Origin of the sequence: Brucella sp. NBRC 12953 (assembly GCF_040369775.1) — a bacterium.
In the GTDB taxonomy this organism is placed as follows: domain Bacteria; phylum Pseudomonadota; class Alphaproteobacteria; order Rhizobiales; family Rhizobiaceae; genus Brucella; species Brucella pseudogrignonensis.
In genome coordinates this window covers 591,356-607,200 of sequence record NZ_BAABSV010000001.1, presented here as the reverse complement: position 1 = coordinate 607,200, position 15,845 = coordinate 591,356, and the positions used below count along the sequence as shown (strand labels likewise).

Genomic DNA, 15,845 nt, shown 5'->3' with positions numbered 1-15,845 from the left:
ATAAACTTGAGTAAAATTGTAATGTTTTATCTAAGAGAATGGGTGGTGCGGTCGGCGGGACTTGAACCCGCAAGCCTAAAAGGCGACGGATTTTAAGTCCGTTGCGTATACCAATTTCGCCACGACCGCAGCTGAGGAATTCTATGTCATGATTTGTGAAGCAAATTCAAGCTGTTTCCGGCGTTTTAATAACTGGATTTAATGACAGTGGAAATTGTCGCGAGAGTGCCGCCAAAAATATTCAATAAATTACCCGCAACGATTTCGGAGAATGAAAGTTATAGTGAAAACAATCAGTCGCATGCGGGGTCTCCAGTTTGAAAAACACAGAAAACCAGTTGCAGCATTCTTCTGCCGGGGATTAACTGTGCATACACAGAATGGAGTCTGGGCATGACGAATACCCCGCAGCAGGCCGTTACGGCTGCAATGCTTGCCATCGGCGATGAACTTCTCTCAGGACGAACGAAAGACAAGAATATCGGCCATTTAGCTGATGTTTTGACAGCTGCAGGCATTGATCTCAAAGAGGTCCGGATTGTGCCCGACGACGAAGATGCGATTGTTTCAGCGCTAAACGCGTTGCGGCCGGGCTATGACTATGTTTTCACGTCCGGCGGCATCGGTCCAACCCATGATGACATCACTGCAGACGCTGTATCACGCGCTTTTGAAGTGCTATGCATTTATGATGAAAAGGCGATGAAGCTGCTGGGCGACAATTACGCCAAGCGTGATCTGGAGTTTACGGACTCACGCAAGCGCATGGCGCGTATGCCACAGGGCTCGGAACATATCGACAATCCGGTATCCGCTGCGCCCGGATTTCATATCGGCAATGTCTATGTGATGGCCGGCGTGCCATCTGTGTTTCAGGCGATGCTCGACAATGTTCTCCCAACCTTGAAAACTGGCCGCAAGCTTTTGTCGAAGGCCGTGCGCTGCCCGTTTGGTGAAGGCGTTATTGGAGCACCGCTCACCGCGATCCAGAAAGAGAATCCTGAAACGATCATCGGGTCTTATCCGAAGTTTGAAAATGGCCGGTTCAGTACGGAACTGGTGGTGCGCGGCAGTGATGTCGCCAAAATCGATATTGCTGTTGCTGCAATCGAAGCGATGATTACAACATTGCAAAATCAGGGAGCCGCTTGAAATCGGGTGGTTTTGCCTGCTCGCGCAATCGCATTATATGCTAAAATAGAAGTATAGCCGGAAGGAGATCTGATATGTCCTACAAGACGGTGGTAGCCTATTCCCGCAGTGAAGCCGAGTTGAAGCGGGTTCTGTCTGCAGTTGGGCTTTTGATGCGAAAGTTTCCCGACATTCACGTCATCGGACTTTACTCTATTCCCTCTCCTATTGTGTATGCGGACCCGAACGGATTTATCGATCCGGGCATGTTTGAGCTGCACGACAAGCAGCACAAGGAAATCTCCGAGAGGCTACAAGAACGCTTTGAGGAGGAAATGCGCCGTCAGGGTGCAAATCATGAGTTCCGCATAACCCGTTCGGAAACCGGAACGGCAGCTGATGGTGTTCTCACATCCTGTCTTGGTGCAGAACTTCTTGTGGCTGGGCAGCCAGATCCTGAAGATGCGGCAACCAATGACGAAACGGCGGATACGCTGGTGTTTAATTCCAGCTGCCCGGTTCTTCTCGTTCCGCACACACCCGTTATTGCAATGGAAGCGCTGGACCGCATTGTCGTGGCATTTAATGGCAAACGCGAGGCGGCACGCGCCACTTTCGACGCGCTTCCTTTGATGAGGAATGCAAGCCGAACTGAAATTGTCTGGATTGATCCGCCTGAGCGCGAAGGTGAGGATGAAGCACTTGCAGGTAGCGATCTTGCTGAATCCATTTCTCGTCATGGACTTGCCGTAAGCGTAACGCCATTGGCATCCCATAATCGTTATGCGCAGGATGTCTTGCGAGAACACATCATAGCGCAGCGTGCCGACCTGTTGGTCATGGGCGCCTATAGCCACTCAAGGCTCCGTGAGCTGGTTTTCGGCGGTGTTACCCGCGCCATGCTCAATGACCTCCCTATCCTCACGCTTTTCTCGCGTTAGAGCGGTTCCAGTTACAGCGGTTTCAGTTAAGAATGAATCGTTAGAACCGCTGTAACTGTTTGTTTTTACGCATTATCCGGCGCAAAACCGCTTCACGCTTTTGCTGGAAATGCTGTAATACTGAATCATTGGAACGGTCTTCTTTGCTTTATCGCATTATCCCACGCAAAACCGCTTCGCACTTTTGCTGGAAATGCTCTGAACAGTTGCTTGATACGCCGATTTTGATCGGCGTATCATTTTTTTGCTTCTAATTTAGCAATCTATAGGCGTGCGATCTCACGCCGCTCTTGCACAATAGGCATTTTTGCGGTTATCAGCATCACCCGGCGCTGACTGTGCCGGGACAAAGCCTTTCTGCATTGTGCTGCATGTGAAAACTTCACTGTGCGCGAATAAAGAAAGCCTAGACAGTTCAGCGCGAATGGCACCCGTCATCGCGCATTTTTGGTTTGATAGGTCCGGCATATCTCGACCGGACTCTCCATGGAGCGTTTCGATGTCGTTGCCCGATAAAGCCTTTCCCGTTTCCTGGGATCAGTTCCACCGTGATGCCCGCGCGCTTGCCTGGCGTATTGCAGATATGGACCGCGAATGGCGTGCCATCGTTGCAATCACCCGCGGTGGTCTGGTTCCTGCTGCCATCGTTTGCCGTGAACTCGGCATCCGCCTCATCGAAACGGTCTGCGTTGCGTCCTATCACGATTATACATCGCAGGGCGAAATGGAAATTCTGAAAGGAATTAGCGCTCCGCTTCTCGAAAATGGCGGCGAAGGCGTAATCGTGGTCGATGATCTGACCGATACTGGCAAAACTGCAGCCATCGTTCGTGAAATGATGCCAAAGGCACATTTTGCAACTGTTTATGCAAAGCCAAAAGGCCGTCCGCTGGTCGATACATTCGTAACGGAAGTCTCTCAGGACACCTGGATCTACTTCCCATGGGATATGGGCTTCACATATCAGGAACCGATCGCTGGCGGAAAACGCGGATAAACGAAAATAAATGAAAGACGATTGCGGTGGTAAATTCGCCGCAATCGCACTATATTGAAAGTCAGCCGAAATGAGATGGAGGCATGTCACCAAGCTTTTGAGTTAAAGCGATGTGGCTGCTAATTTCAGCAAAACCTTAAAAATAAAAGCATTTTCAGCTTCTTATTCTGAGGCCCTGTTAAACAAATCCATTGTCATTTTGGCGAATCAATCCATTCTGTTTGGAAAATGGTGGGACTTTCGCGGTGAAAACACAGGCCAAAAAATTTGTTGCGACAGAGAAGCGTATTTTGACGCCTTCTGGTCGTTTGCAACAAGTTGCGGCACTGGTGTACCGCTATGAAGCTCATGAATTGCAGATACTTGTGATCACCAGTCGTGGAACGGGTCGCTGGATTATCCCAAAGGGATGGCCGCAGGTCGGTCGCACGCTTGCAGATACTGCCGCTCGTGAAGCTTATGAAGAAGCTGGCGTTCGCGGTGAGATATCGTCTCAGCCAATCGGCAGCTTTGATTACTGCAAAAATGACCTGCCACCTGAGTGCATCAACCAGTTTACGGTTGCAGTCTATGCGTTGCACTTTGTCGAACGCGCGAAAGATTGGCCGGAACGCGAACAGCGCGTTTGTGAATGGGTCTCACCCCGTGAAGCTGCTGCGCGTGTGGATGAAGTCGACCTGAAACGCATTCTTCTCGACTTTGGCGACTCGCCTATCGCGATTGCTGCCGAGTAACCTTCTGCTTATAAACGATTTTTGAACCGTCATGCATCAGTCGTGAATGGCTTTTGCGGTGTCCGGTGTTCTGTATTTTGTTTTTCCGGCTAAATTTTTTGTCTTTCACATAACCGTCATTCTCCCCGTTATCCACATTTGCCCCCAGAGCTTTCCCACAATATCTAGCGTCTGCGGCCTTATGGTAAACCAATGCTTGACGCTCATGTCCGAGTCGTTTTTTATGAGCCTGTCGTTGCGTGAGTGGCGTGGCCGAGCGTAGTCAATTTAGTCGGTCTTTTCTTCAAACTAGTTGAATTCCTAGCGGGCGTTGCGTCGAAAAGACGTGTATCGCGCGGGGTTTTTTGCGTCTGAAACTCAGGCCGACTAGGTGTGACGGAAAGCTGGATTTATTGATGGCGGCGTCGCATTAATACTAGATTTAGTATTTTCAATCATGGTAACATACCAGATGGGGAAATCCTGATCTGAAAGCTTGCTCGACTTCGAATAAGTTCGGCCACTGGCCGGAGTGCTGATACGCCTCTCATGAGGATGTTTGGCCAGATGAATTTCCGAGGAGTTCGCTTCTCAATACGATTGCCCTCTCACCTGTTGGGAGGACGTTCGAAACAAATCGACGCGATGCGTACCGTGGCTGGCAGGCCGAGGCTGAAATTTATCGGTCTGGCCACTATATATAGAACGTTTGGATGGGACAGATGAAGATCGAACGCCGTTTCACGAAAGAGAATCAGTCGGCCTATGCCGATATTGAGTTCCGCACAGCGACCAGCGAGATCAAGAATCCCGATGGCTCTGTGGTGTTCCGCCTTGAGAACATCCATGTTCCTGCGCAGTTCAGCCAGGTTGCTGCTGATATTCTCGCGCAGAAGTATTTCCGCAAGGCTGGCGTTCCCGCCAATCTCAAGAAGGTTGAGGAAAACGACGTTCCTTCCTGGCTTTGGCGTTCGGTAGCGGACGAAGACAAGCTTGCGAAGCTCCCTGAAGGTGAGCGCTTCGGTTCCGAAATGGATGCGCGTCAGGTTTTTGATCGTCTCGCCGGCACCTGGACCTATTGGGGCTGGAAGGGCGGCTATTTCGATACGGAAGAAGATGCGAGTGCTTTCCGCGATGAACTCGCATACATGCTGGCGACGCAGCGCGTGGCGCCAAACAGCCCGCAATGGTTCAACACCGGCCTGCATTGGGCCTATGGTATCGACGGTCCTGGTCAGGGCCACTTCTATGTTGACTGGCAGACCGGCAAGCTGACGAAATCGAAGTCAGCGTACGAACATCCGCAGCCACATGCCTGCTTCATTCAGTCCGTTGGCGATGATCTCGTCAATGAAGGCGGCATTATGGATCTCTGGGTTCGTGAAGCACGACTTTTTAAATACGGCTCGGGCACCGGCTCGAATTTCTCCTATCTGCGTGGCGAAGGTGAAAAACTTTCGGGCGGCGGCAAGTCGTCAGGTCTGATGAGCTTCCTCAAGATCGGCGATCGTGCAGCGGGCGCGATCAAGTCCGGCGGCACGACCCGTCGCGCGGCCAAGATGGTCGTCGTCGATGTCGATCATCCAGATATTGAAGAATATATCGACTGGAAGGTAAAGGAAGAGCAGAAGGTTGCTGCTCTCGTAACCGGTTCCAAGATCGTCAAGCAGCATCTGGCTGCAATCATGAAGGCTTGCGTCAATTGCGAAGCCGGCTCGGCAGAAACCCGGGATGATTGCTTCGATCCATCAAAGAACCCTGCCCTCAAGCGCGAAGTTCGTGCTGCCAAGAAGAATCAGGTTCCTGAAAACTACATCAAGCGTGTTATCCAGTTCGCACGTCAGGGCTACACGGACATTCAGTTCAAGACCTATGACACCGACTGGGATTCGGAAGCCTATCTGACAGTCGCAGGTCAGAATTCGAACAATTCGGTATCGCTCAAGGATGAATTCCTGCGCGCCGTTGAAGAAGATGGCGACTGGAACCTGACTGCACGCCGCGATGGTCGCGTCATGAAGACGCTCAAGGCGCGCGATCTTTGGGAAAAGATTGGTTATGCTGCCTGGGCTTCGGCTGATCCGGGCCTGCACTTCAACACCACGATGAATGATTGGCACACCTGCCCGACCGCAGGCCCAATCCGTGCGTCCAATCCGTGCTCGGAATACATGTTCCTTGATGACACGGCTTGTAATCTGGCATCGATCAACCTGCTGACCTATCGCAATAAGGACGGCTCGTTCGACATTAACGCATATGAGCATACTGCTCGTCTGTGGACGATGGTTCTTGAAATCTCGGTGATGATGGCGCAGTTCCCTTCGAAGGAAATTGCTCGTCTCTCCTACGAATACCGTACGCTCGGCCTCGGCTATGCCAATATTGGCGGCCTGCTGATGACCAATGGTATTCCTTATGACTCCGATGAAGGTCGCGCCATCGGCGGCGCCCTCACCGCGATCATGACCGGTGTTGCCTATTCCACGTCAGCTGAAATGGCGCGTGAACTTGGCGCGTTCCCAAGCTATGAGCCAAACGCTGAGCATATGCTGCGCGTTATCCGCAACCATCGTCGCGCCGCTCATGGCGAAACCGAAGGTTACGAAGGCCTTGCCGTCAATCCGGTTGCACTGATTGCTGAGGATTGCCCAGATCAGGACATGATTACCCACGCACGCGCTGCATGGGACAAGGCACTGGAGCTCGGTGAAAAGCACGGCTACCGCAATGCACAGGCAACCGTTATCGCGCCAACCGGCACGATCGGCCTTGTCATGGATTGCGACACAACCGGTATTGAACCAGATTTCGCGCTGGTAAAGTTCAAGAAGCTTGCCGGCGGTGGTTACTTCAAGATCATCAACCGCGCAGTTCCTGAAGCGCTTCGCACACTTGGTTACGCTGAAAGCCAGATCGCTGAAATCGAAGCTTATGCAGTCGGTCACGGCAACATCAATCAGGCTCCAGGTGTCAATCCATCATCGCTGAAGTCGAAGGGCTTTACCGACGAGAAGATTGAAGTGCTGAATGCTGCTTTGAAGAGCGCATTCGACATCAAGTTTGCTTTCAATAAGTGGACGCTGGGCGAGGATTTCTGCAAGGACGTGTTGAAGCTTACCGATGAGCAGCTCAACGACTTCTCGTTTGAAATGCTGCCAGCACTTGGCTTTGCCAAGAAGGACATCGAAGCAGCCAACGTTCACGTTTGCGGTGCAATGACCCTTGAAGGTGCGCCTTTCCTGAAGGAAGAGCATTACGCAGTGTTCGATTGCGCCAATCCTTGCGGCAAAATCGGCAAGCGTTACCTCTCGGTCGACAGCCACATCCGCATGATGGCCGCTGCCCAGCCGTTTATTTCGGGTGCGATCTCCAAAACGATCAACATGCCGAACGAAGCAACGGTTGAAGATTGCAAGAGCGCCTACCTCCTTTCCTGGAAGTTGGCCCTCAAGGCGAATGCACTTTATCGCGATGGCTCCAAGCTTTCGCAGCCGCTCAATGCGTCGCTCATCTCTGACGATGAAGACGAGGATGATGCGGTTGAAGCGCTGATCGAAGCACCAGCTGCAGCGCGCGCCGTTCAGATTACTGAACGCGTTGTCGAGAAGGTCATTGAAAAGATCGTTCACGAGCGCGAAAAACTGCCGAACCGTCGTCAGGGTTACACGCAGAAGGCAGTCGTTGGTGGCCACAAGGTTTACCTGCGCACTGGTGAATTTGGTGATGGTCGTCTCGGCGAAATCTTCATCGATATGCACAAGGAAGGCGCTGCTTTCCGTGCGATGATGAACAACTTCGCCATCGCTGTGTCGCTCGGCCTGCAATATGGTGTGCCGCTCGAAGAATATGTCGAGGCTTTCACCTTCACGAAGTTCGAGCCTGCAGGCATGGTTATCGGCAACGATGCCATCAAGACGGCAACGTCGATCATCGACTATGTATTCCGCGAACTGGCAGTGTCTTACCTTGGCCGCAACGATCTCGCTCATGTTGATACGAGCGATTTCTCCAACACGGCACTCGGTAAGGGCATCAAGGAAGGCAAGACCAACCTCGTTTCCACTGGCTGGACCCGTGGCTACAAGCCAACGCTGGTTTCAAACAGCCCTTCGGGTAACGAATCCAAGGGTTCGGCACAAACGGCTCCATCGGTTTCGAATGTAACGACACTCAAGTCTTCGTCTCCTCGCCCGGCGACTGTCGGTCTCGTGACGGATGGTGCAACTGCATTCAAGCGCGAGTTTGAAGAGCAGCCAGCAGCAGCGCCACAGCAGGACAATGTTGCTGCGACTGAACTGTTCTCGGATAAGGCGGCGTCTGATGCGGCATCTGCCCGTGCAGAAACTGCTAATGCTGCGAAGAAGCTTGAAGCTGACCGTCGCATCAAGTCGATGATGCAGGGCTATACCGGCGACAGCTGCACGGAGTGTCAGAACTTCACGATGGTTCGCAATGGCACCTGCCTTAAGTGCGACACCTGCGGCGCGACAAGCGGCTGCAGCTGATCTTTAGAGCGCTACCTGTTTCGATTGAATCATAGGTAACGCTCTAATTATTCGTCTATTCTTATTATTCTACGCAAAACCGATATTAACATTTGCTGGAAATACTTTAAAGATTAGAGATGATATAAAAGACAGGCCGGGTTTTTCCGGCCTGTCTTATTTTATATTAGAGATTATTAGCCGGATATCAGTTAAATTAGTCAGTGTTCTTTCTAAGAAGAAAATTAAAAATATTGGAACTCAATTGTCTTCTCTACGTTCAACTAATGCAACCGAGCGTATAAAGGAGATAATTATGCTTAGAACAGCGCTTCTGACAACGACGTGTGCATTGTTTATTGGTGGCACAGCCTTCGCGCAGACTGCGACACCCGCCCCCACAGATGCGCCCGCCGCAGCACCGGAGATGCCGGTTTCGTCCCAGAATATGTTTGGCAGCCCGCCAGCGGAAAATGCCGATCAGGTTGGCTTTATGGAAGCCAAGGATGGCCAGATGCTCGTTTCGAGCTTCATCGGACAGAGTATTTATGAGAGTGATGCACCTGACGCAGCCTCAGTCGGTAAGTTGAACGATCTGATTGCAAGCCCGGAAGGTGAGATTGAAGCAGCCGTGATCGGCGTCGGTGGTTTCCTTGGCGTTGGTGAAAAGGATGTCGCGGTAAGCCCGGATCAGCTTCAGCTTGCAACGCGTAGTGATGGTAAAAAGTGGCTTGTCATCAAGGCTTCAAAGGAGCAGCTGACAGAAGCTCCTGCTTTTGATCGATCCGCCCTCTTTGCGGACGGTGTTGCTGATAAAACAGCGACTGGCGAAACCAATGCGCCTGCAGCAGATACACCAGCATCTGACCCTGCACCGGCACCAGCCACACCTGCCCCCGCGCAGTAACTTAAAAATCCTTGTGTCCTGTATGGTAAAAGCCCTGGCCTTTTGGCCGGGGCTTTTATTTGAAATGAGGCTCGAAGGTTGATTTCAGAAACTCATCCACGTACCAGTGTTTCACAATCACCAGATCATTTGGCTTAGTTTATTCGGGAAAGTCTATTGTCGGAATTCTTCATTGCCCATCCCTGGGCGCAAACGGTTGCATCCCTTGGCGGTCTTTTTCTTGCGGCGTTTGTCGCAAACTTCCTTATCAAAGCGATACTACTGAAGGTTCTCGACAGGATCGTTCAACGGACGGCATTTGGTCAGGATGAAGAGCTCAAGCGAAATGGCGTGATTGGCCATCTCGCTAATATCGTTCCGGCATTGATTATTTCGTCGGGCATCGCAGCTGTACCTGAACTGCCACAGACTGCACTGACAGTAATCAGCAATGTGGCGACGGCATTTATTATTCTGACACTGGCTTTCACGGTAAGCGCTGTTCTGAGCGTGGTTGATACGCTTTACAGCCGCCGCGAAGAGTCCAAAGATCGCCCGATCAAAGGTTATATTCAGGTCAGCAAGCTCGTAATCTACATTATTGCGATCGTGTTGATCATCGCGACGCTTCTTGATCGATCACCTGTGATCCTGCTGTCTGGTGTGGGTGCCATGGCTGCGGTTCTTATTCTGGTGTTTCAGGATACGCTGCTCTCGCTCGTTGCCAGTATGCAGATTGCTTCATCGAACATGGTTCGCGTCGGCGACTGGATCGAGATGAAAAATCTCGACGCCAATGGCGATGTGGTCGAGATCGCGCTTTATACGGTCAAGGTGCAGAATTTCGATAAGACAATCACCACGATTCCGATCCGCAAGCTCATCACCGAGCCAATGAAAAATTATCGCGGAATGCAGCAATCCGGTGGCCGACGCATTAAACGTGCGCTGTTTATCGATCAGGCGACAATCCGCTTTCTGAACGAAAATGAACTCCAGAGCCTTGCTTCAATCGATCAGCTCACAGGCTATCTTTCAAAGAAGGAAAAGGAAATCGCCGACTGGAATGCAAAGCTTGGCGACAAGGCAAAGAACCCGGTCAATACGCGCCGCTTCACCAATATAGGAACGTTCCGCGCCTATGTGGAAACCTATTTGCGAAACCATCCTGGCGTTCACAAGGGCATGACGCTTCTTGTGCGCCAGATGGACCCGACACCGGATGGTTTGCCGCTCGAAATCTACTGCTTTACCAATACGACCGTCTGGGCGTCTTATGAACAGATCCAGTCCGATATTTTCGACCATCTCTATGCAGTGATGCCGGAATTCGGCCTCTATCCGTTCCAGAACCCAAGCGGCGGTGATTTCCGCAAGCTCAGTCTTGCGGATTTGCCTGCCGTCACTGCAAAGCCTTGATGATAGCGGCCTGAAGTTCGGGAACCTTGTAACCCGTGCGCGACGGTGTGAGACCAAGGCGAATAATGGCCAGGTTCATCGAAGGTATAATGATCAGGCTCTGGCCATCATGGCCCGACATCCAGAAGGCGTCCGCCGGGATGCCTTCTATGCCCACTTGAATGCCCGCACTTTGCAGCCATGTTTGAGCTGATCCGTAACGCCCCTGCGATGCTGTGGCTGGCGTCTGCATCAGACGCACAAAATCCTCGCTCAAGAGCTGCTTTTCGCCGACCTTCCCCTTATCAAGTAGAAGGCGGGCGATGGAGAGCCAGTCGCGCGCATTGGCATAAAGATAAGAAGAGCCGACGAATATGCCGCTCGCATCTGCTTCCAGCGTGGCGCTTGCAATGCCCAATGGTTCAAAGAGCACTTTCTGCGCGTAGGTAAATGCTTCTTCAGGCGTGTCGAAGCTTTCCATATAGAGCTTTGACAGGATATTGGCTGTGCCGCTCGAATAGTTGAATTTAGTGCCGGGCTGCGCTTCCAGTGGCAGGGAAGCTGCAAATTCAGTCATGTTGTTTTCGAGGAAAAGCATACGGGTAACGTCTGTGACATTGCCATAGTCTTCATCGAATTTAAGGCCGCTTTCCATCCCAAGAAGATCGGCAAGCTTGATCTTCGAGCGGTCGTCACCTTCCCACTCTGGCAGAAGATGGTCGCGCTGCAGGTCCATTTTTGCCTCCGAAATGCGCATACCAATCAGCGTTGCCATAACGGATTTCGTCATGGACCAGCCCAAGAGAGGCGTATCGGCATCAAAGCCCTGCGCATAGGTTTCGGCGATGATCTGGCCGTCTTTCAGCACAGCCACGGCACGCATACCGGGTCCTGCCAATGCGGGGTTTTCGATGATGCTTTGAACGGCCGGGTTAATATTGATGTCGGCTATGAGAGCGGCCGCATCCATGGGCATCGTCAGTTGAGGACGCAGGTCTTCATCATGCACGTTGGCGCAGCCAAGGCCCGGACGATAGACAGCTTTGCTTGGCGCGAAAAAGCCAAAAATATGCGCAGTGACAGTTTCACTTCCGTTATCGACTGACACATCGACAAATTTTAATAGCGGGTGGCCCGGCGCCTGCACATCAAGCGCCAGAACCTCCTGCGTGTTGCGGTTTGCCAAAAATACATTGGAGCAAACGATCTTTGCGGCATAGCCGGTGCCGACTTTGAGAAGCTCCGGTGGCCGAAAGCCGAGCCACAAAACGACACCCAACAGGATTAAGAGGACAATGGAACCGACAATTTTCAAAAAGCGTATCATATTCCCTCCCATGAGCCTGAATAGTGAGGCGTCTAACTGCCTCTCGAGAGCCAGTAATCCATGCCTTCTGCTGCGGCCTTCGCAATCGCAAAACATGCGGTGAGAAGATAGCCGCCTGTAGGTGCTTCCCAGTCAATCATTTCACCGGCGACAAACACGCCGGGTAGCTTTGTGAGCATATAATGCTCATCGATTTCGCTCCATTCTATGCCGCCTGCGGAAGATATAGCTTCCTGAATGGGGCGTGGACGAAGGAGCGGAACTTCCAGTGCCTTGATGGTTTGCGCCAGTTTGGCGGGGTCTTTTTCGCGCTGAAACTCGAGCACAAGTGCGGCCTTTACACCGGTAAGGCCCGCACCCTTTCGCAAGAGATTACTAATACTTAGCTTCTTATCCTGACGCGAAAGATTAAGTGTCAATCGTTCAAGCGTACGGCCCGGTGCCAGATCGAGAATAAGGTTGGCATGGCCATCGCGTTCAAGGTCATCACGCAAAGCAGCTGAATGTGCATAGACAAGACTGCCTTCCACGCCGCCACGCGTGATGACGAATTCGCCCTGCGTTACACCAGCCTTGCTGGAGATCGTTACAGACTTGAGCGGTTCTCCCGCAAAACGTTCTGCAAAGAGTTCGCTCCAGCTGACATCAAAGCCGCAATTGGCCGGACGCATAGGAGCAATCTGAATACCCTGCTCGGTGAAAGGTTCAAGCCATGCACTATTGGAGCCTAACTTGGGCCAGCTTGCGCCACCAAACGCGAACAATGCTGCATCGCAGGATATGGGCTCGATACCCGCCGGAGATTCAATGAGTGGCTTTCCGGATTGGAATCCGATCCATTTATGACGGGTCAGTATTTTGACATCCTGCGCTTCCAGTTTTCGCACCCATGCGCGAAGAAGTGGTGATGCTTTCATGGCCTTGGGGAACACGCGTCCTGAAGAACCCACAAAGGTTTCAGCGCCGAGCGCATCCGCCCAGTCGCGCAAATTCTGCGGTGTGAATTGCTGCAATGCAGGCCAGAGGCGATCATTGCTCGCACCATAGCGCTGGGCAAATTGCGCAAAATCTTCTGAATGGGTGATGTTGAGACCGGATTTTCCCGCCAGAAGAAACTTGCGCCCGACCGTCGGCATCTGCTCGTAAATTGTGACCGAATATCCAAGCGCAGACAAATGCTCGGCGGCGAACAGTCCTGCTGGTCCACCACCGAAAATCGCAATCACACGCTCACGCATCGCTGTCTGCACCGCACTCACACATCAATCTTCTTTCTCCAGCATTTCTTTAACAGCAGTTGCTAACTGTTTGAGAGAGAAAGGCTTTGGCAGGAAACCAAACTTGGCATCGGCCGGCAGATTGCGTGCAAAAGCGTCTTCTGCATAGCCCGAAACAAAGATGAACTTGATGTCTGGATGCGTCTTGCGCAATTCGCGCAACAGCGTCGGTCCGTCCATTTCCGGCATCACAACGTCGGAGACGACGATATCGACCTGACCGTTCAGCTCTTCAAGCACCTCGAGTGCTTCGACACCGGATGCTGCTTCGTGCACGGTATAGCCGCGAGATTGCAGCGCACGCACGCCGCCCATGCGCACCGCGTCTTCGTCTTCAACGAGAAGCACAGTTGCGGAACCGGAAAGATCGGCAGCCTTTTCGACCTTCTTTTCCTTGACCGCCACGGGTGCATTGTCTGCGCCCTTTTCTTCAATATGGCGTGGCAGGAAGATTTTGAACGTCGTGCCTTTTCCAACCTCGGAATCGCAATAGATGAAGCCGCCGGTCTGCTTGATGATGCCATAGACCATCGAGAGACCAAGACCGGTGCCCTTTCCGACTTCCTTTGTTGTGAAGAATGGCTCGAAGATTTTTTCGAGCACATCGGCTGGGATACCCGTGCCGGTGTCTTCAACTTCAAAGACTACATAGTCGGCTTCAGGCAGATCACGATAGTTGAGCTTTGCCGCTTCGTTCGCTTTGACATTGCGTGTGCGCAGTGTGATCTCGCCGCCCTCCGGCATTGCGTCGCGGGCGTTTACAGCGAGATTGACGGCAACCTGTTCGAACTGGCCAAGATCGGCCTTAACAGGCCAGACATCGCGTCCGTGTTCGATCTTGAGGCCAATATCCTTGCCGACAAGACGCGCGAGAAGCATACGCAGATCGGCCAGAACGTCTGTAAGATCGAGAACCTCCGGGCGGAGCGTCTGACGGCGCGAGAACGCGAGCAGCTGCCGCACGAGCGAGGCTGCACGATTGGCGTTCTGCTTGATGTTCATGATGTCCGGGAAGGACGGATCGGAAGCGCGGTAGTTGCTCAGCAGCAAATCCGAAGACATGATGATCGCGGTCAGCACATTGTTGAAGTCGTGCGCGATACCACCAGCAAGCTGACCGACAGCCTGCATCTTTTGGCTCTGCGCCATCTGATTTTCAAGCGCCTTCTGCTCGGTGGTTTCAACGGCAGAAATGATCGCCGCTTCTTCGCTTGTTTCACCAAGATCAGTGACGGCACTCATATAGAAGCGAATGTGACGGTCTTCATTACCCGGCAGAACCGTGTCGACAGGCGAGATACTGGCCTGCCCTGCAAAGGCTGCAGCCAGTGCCTTGTTGAAGGTTTCGCGGTCGCGTTCATGAACGACATTTTCAAGCTTCACGCGATTATCGACCGCATCGCGATCAACTACAGGGGCGAAAATATCGAGGAACCGCGCATTGGTCCGCAGCGTATGACCTTCAGCATCCACTGCCGCAATGGCCATTGGAGCCGAATTGAAGAAGCGCGTGAAACGTACTTCAGCGGAACGCAATGCTGCGGATGAATCCTCACCCTCGGCACGATCCAGTACGATTGTACGACTTGTACCACGCGTGCCATCACGAGCGGCCTGAACGCGGTGATAAAAGCGAACAGCGAGGCTCTGGCCATTGCGCTTGATAAGATCAAGGTCGATGACCGTGTTACGGCTGGTGCCTGGCTCTGCCTTGACGGCTTTGATCAATGCCATGCCACTGCCGGCAACAATGTCATTGAGCGTTAGCGAGCCGGGCGTGAACTGTGTCAGGTCAACGCCAAGCCATTCGGCGAGCGTCGCATTGAGATAGATGATCCGGCCTGAAGGATCAGCCGAGAAAAAGCCTGCTGGTGCATGATCAAGGTGGTTGATCGCTTCCTGCAGTTCCTGAAAAAAGCGCTCCTGTTCGGCGCGTTCATCGGAAATATCTGCAATCTGCCAGGCGACGAGTTGTCCCTTAAAATCCTGTCCGCCATCGACCGGGCGCGCCTTGATCCGATACCAGACGGGCGCGGCTGAACTTTGACCTTCACGCGAGAGGCCGCCGGAAATGCGTACTTCTTCCTGCGCCGAATGACCGTCGCGAACTGCATTTGTGAGGCGATAAATAGCGTCAGAGGCGGCTGGCTCACTGGTCAGAATATTATCAAGTGACCGGATACCATCAGCGCTCGCAATACCAGTCATGCCCGCATAGGCGTGGTTTGCATAAACGATCTGGCCGCGAGCATCCGAAATAACAGTGCCTTCAGGCAACGTATCCATGAAAGTGTGTGCGAGATCCTGCTCACCATGCCGCTGGCTGAAATGGATGAGCCCAGTCGCTGCGCCAAAGAGATAGAAAACGCCGATCATGGACAGAATGCCCATGAGTATGATGGCAAAGCCATCACCAAGCTGGTCGCGAAATACAAAATAGACGAGCGCTGCAACCGTCAACACGACGCCGATAATCAAAAGCCGCAGAGCTGCACTTGAGCCACGCTTCGGCATGACGAGCGGTTTCGGATAATTATTGTCCGTTTGTCGCGACATCAGGCCCACTGCCCTTTCATGCTATTTGGCTGAACTGCATGGACGATAAACCGTCCGTTCGCCGTTTCTTCCAGCTCAAGCGCTATCTTATTCATCAAGCAAAACCAATCACGTTCCCTGCTTTATGTCTTG

The 15,845-nt window shown here is 52.4% G+C and carries 10 protein-coding genes and 1 tRNA gene; 7 read left to right on the top strand and 4 right to left on the bottom strand.

The annotated features are described in order from the left end of the window. Positions 1–43: 43 nt before the first annotated feature. Positions 44–129, bottom strand: a tRNA-Leu gene (locus ABWV94_RS02960). A gap of 264 nt (positions 130–393) precedes the next feature. Here ABWV94_RS02960 and ABWV94_RS02955 point away from each other — a divergent pair. The 7 genes from ABWV94_RS02955 (at position 394) to ABWV94_RS02925 (ending at position 10,574) form a co-directional block, all read left to right on the top strand. Beyond that, positions 394–1,152: a competence/damage-inducible protein A gene (locus ABWV94_RS02955; protein ID WP_113498843.1), complete on the top strand. Its 759-nt coding sequence runs from the start codon at positions 394–396 to the stop codon at positions 1,150–1,152. Positions 1,153–1,226: 74 nt separating this feature from the next. Beyond that, a complete protein-coding gene (locus ABWV94_RS02950; RefSeq protein ID WP_105518531.1) occupies positions 1,227–2,072 on the top strand; it encodes a universal stress protein in 846 nt (281 codons plus the stop codon). Between the two features lie 499 nt (positions 2,073–2,571). After that, positions 2,572–3,069, top strand: a complete 498-nt coding sequence (gene gpt, locus ABWV94_RS02945) for a xanthine phosphoribosyltransferase (RefSeq protein WP_007875001.1) — start codon at positions 2,572–2,574, stop codon at positions 3,067–3,069. A gap of 245 nt (positions 3,070–3,314) precedes the next feature. Next, on the top strand, positions 3,315–3,803 hold the full coding sequence (locus ABWV94_RS02940) for an NUDIX hydrolase (protein WP_064322413.1): 489 nt from the start codon (positions 3,315–3,317) through the stop codon (positions 3,801–3,803). Between the two features lie 701 nt (positions 3,804–4,504). Beyond that, on the top strand, positions 4,505–8,290 hold the full coding sequence (locus ABWV94_RS02935; RefSeq protein ID WP_113498891.1) for a vitamin B12-dependent ribonucleotide reductase: 3,786 nt from the start codon (positions 4,505–4,507) through the stop codon (positions 8,288–8,290). A 295-nt stretch (positions 8,291–8,585) separates the two neighbouring features. Beyond that, the gene (locus ABWV94_RS02930; RefSeq protein ID WP_353412591.1) at positions 8,586–9,176 is read left to right on the top strand and encodes a PRC-barrel domain-containing protein; all 591 of its coding nucleotides are present in this window, start codon (positions 8,586–8,588) and stop codon (positions 9,174–9,176) included. A gap of 156 nt (positions 9,177–9,332) precedes the next feature. Continuing rightward, the gene (locus tag ABWV94_RS02925) at positions 9,333–10,574 is read left to right on the top strand and encodes a mechanosensitive ion channel family protein (protein WP_353412589.1); all 1,242 of its coding nucleotides are present in this window, start codon (positions 9,333–9,335) and stop codon (positions 10,572–10,574) included. Here ABWV94_RS02925 and ABWV94_RS02920 read toward each other — a convergent pair. The 3 genes from ABWV94_RS02920 to cckA are packed head-to-tail and all read right to left on the bottom strand — an operon-like array spanning position 10,558 to position 15,713. Then, on the bottom strand, positions 10,558–11,880 hold the full coding sequence (locus tag ABWV94_RS02920; protein WP_113498839.1) for a serine hydrolase domain-containing protein: 1,323 nt from the start codon (positions 11,878–11,880) through the stop codon (positions 10,558–10,560). The two genes, ABWV94_RS02925 and ABWV94_RS02920, sit on opposite strands and share 17 nt — an antisense overlap. A 32-nt stretch (positions 11,881–11,912) precedes the next feature. Then, positions 11,913–13,118: a TIGR03862 family flavoprotein gene (locus ABWV94_RS02915; RefSeq protein WP_113498837.1), complete on the bottom strand. Its 1,206-nt coding sequence runs from the start codon at positions 13,116–13,118 to the stop codon at positions 11,913–11,915. 24 nt (positions 13,119–13,142) lie between these two features. Further along, positions 13,143–15,713 (bottom strand): cell cycle histidine kinase CckA, encoded by a 2,571-nt coding sequence (gene cckA, locus ABWV94_RS02910; protein WP_064322411.1) that lies wholly within the window; start codon positions 15,711–15,713, stop codon positions 13,143–13,145. Positions 15,714–15,845: the final 132 nt, after the last annotated feature.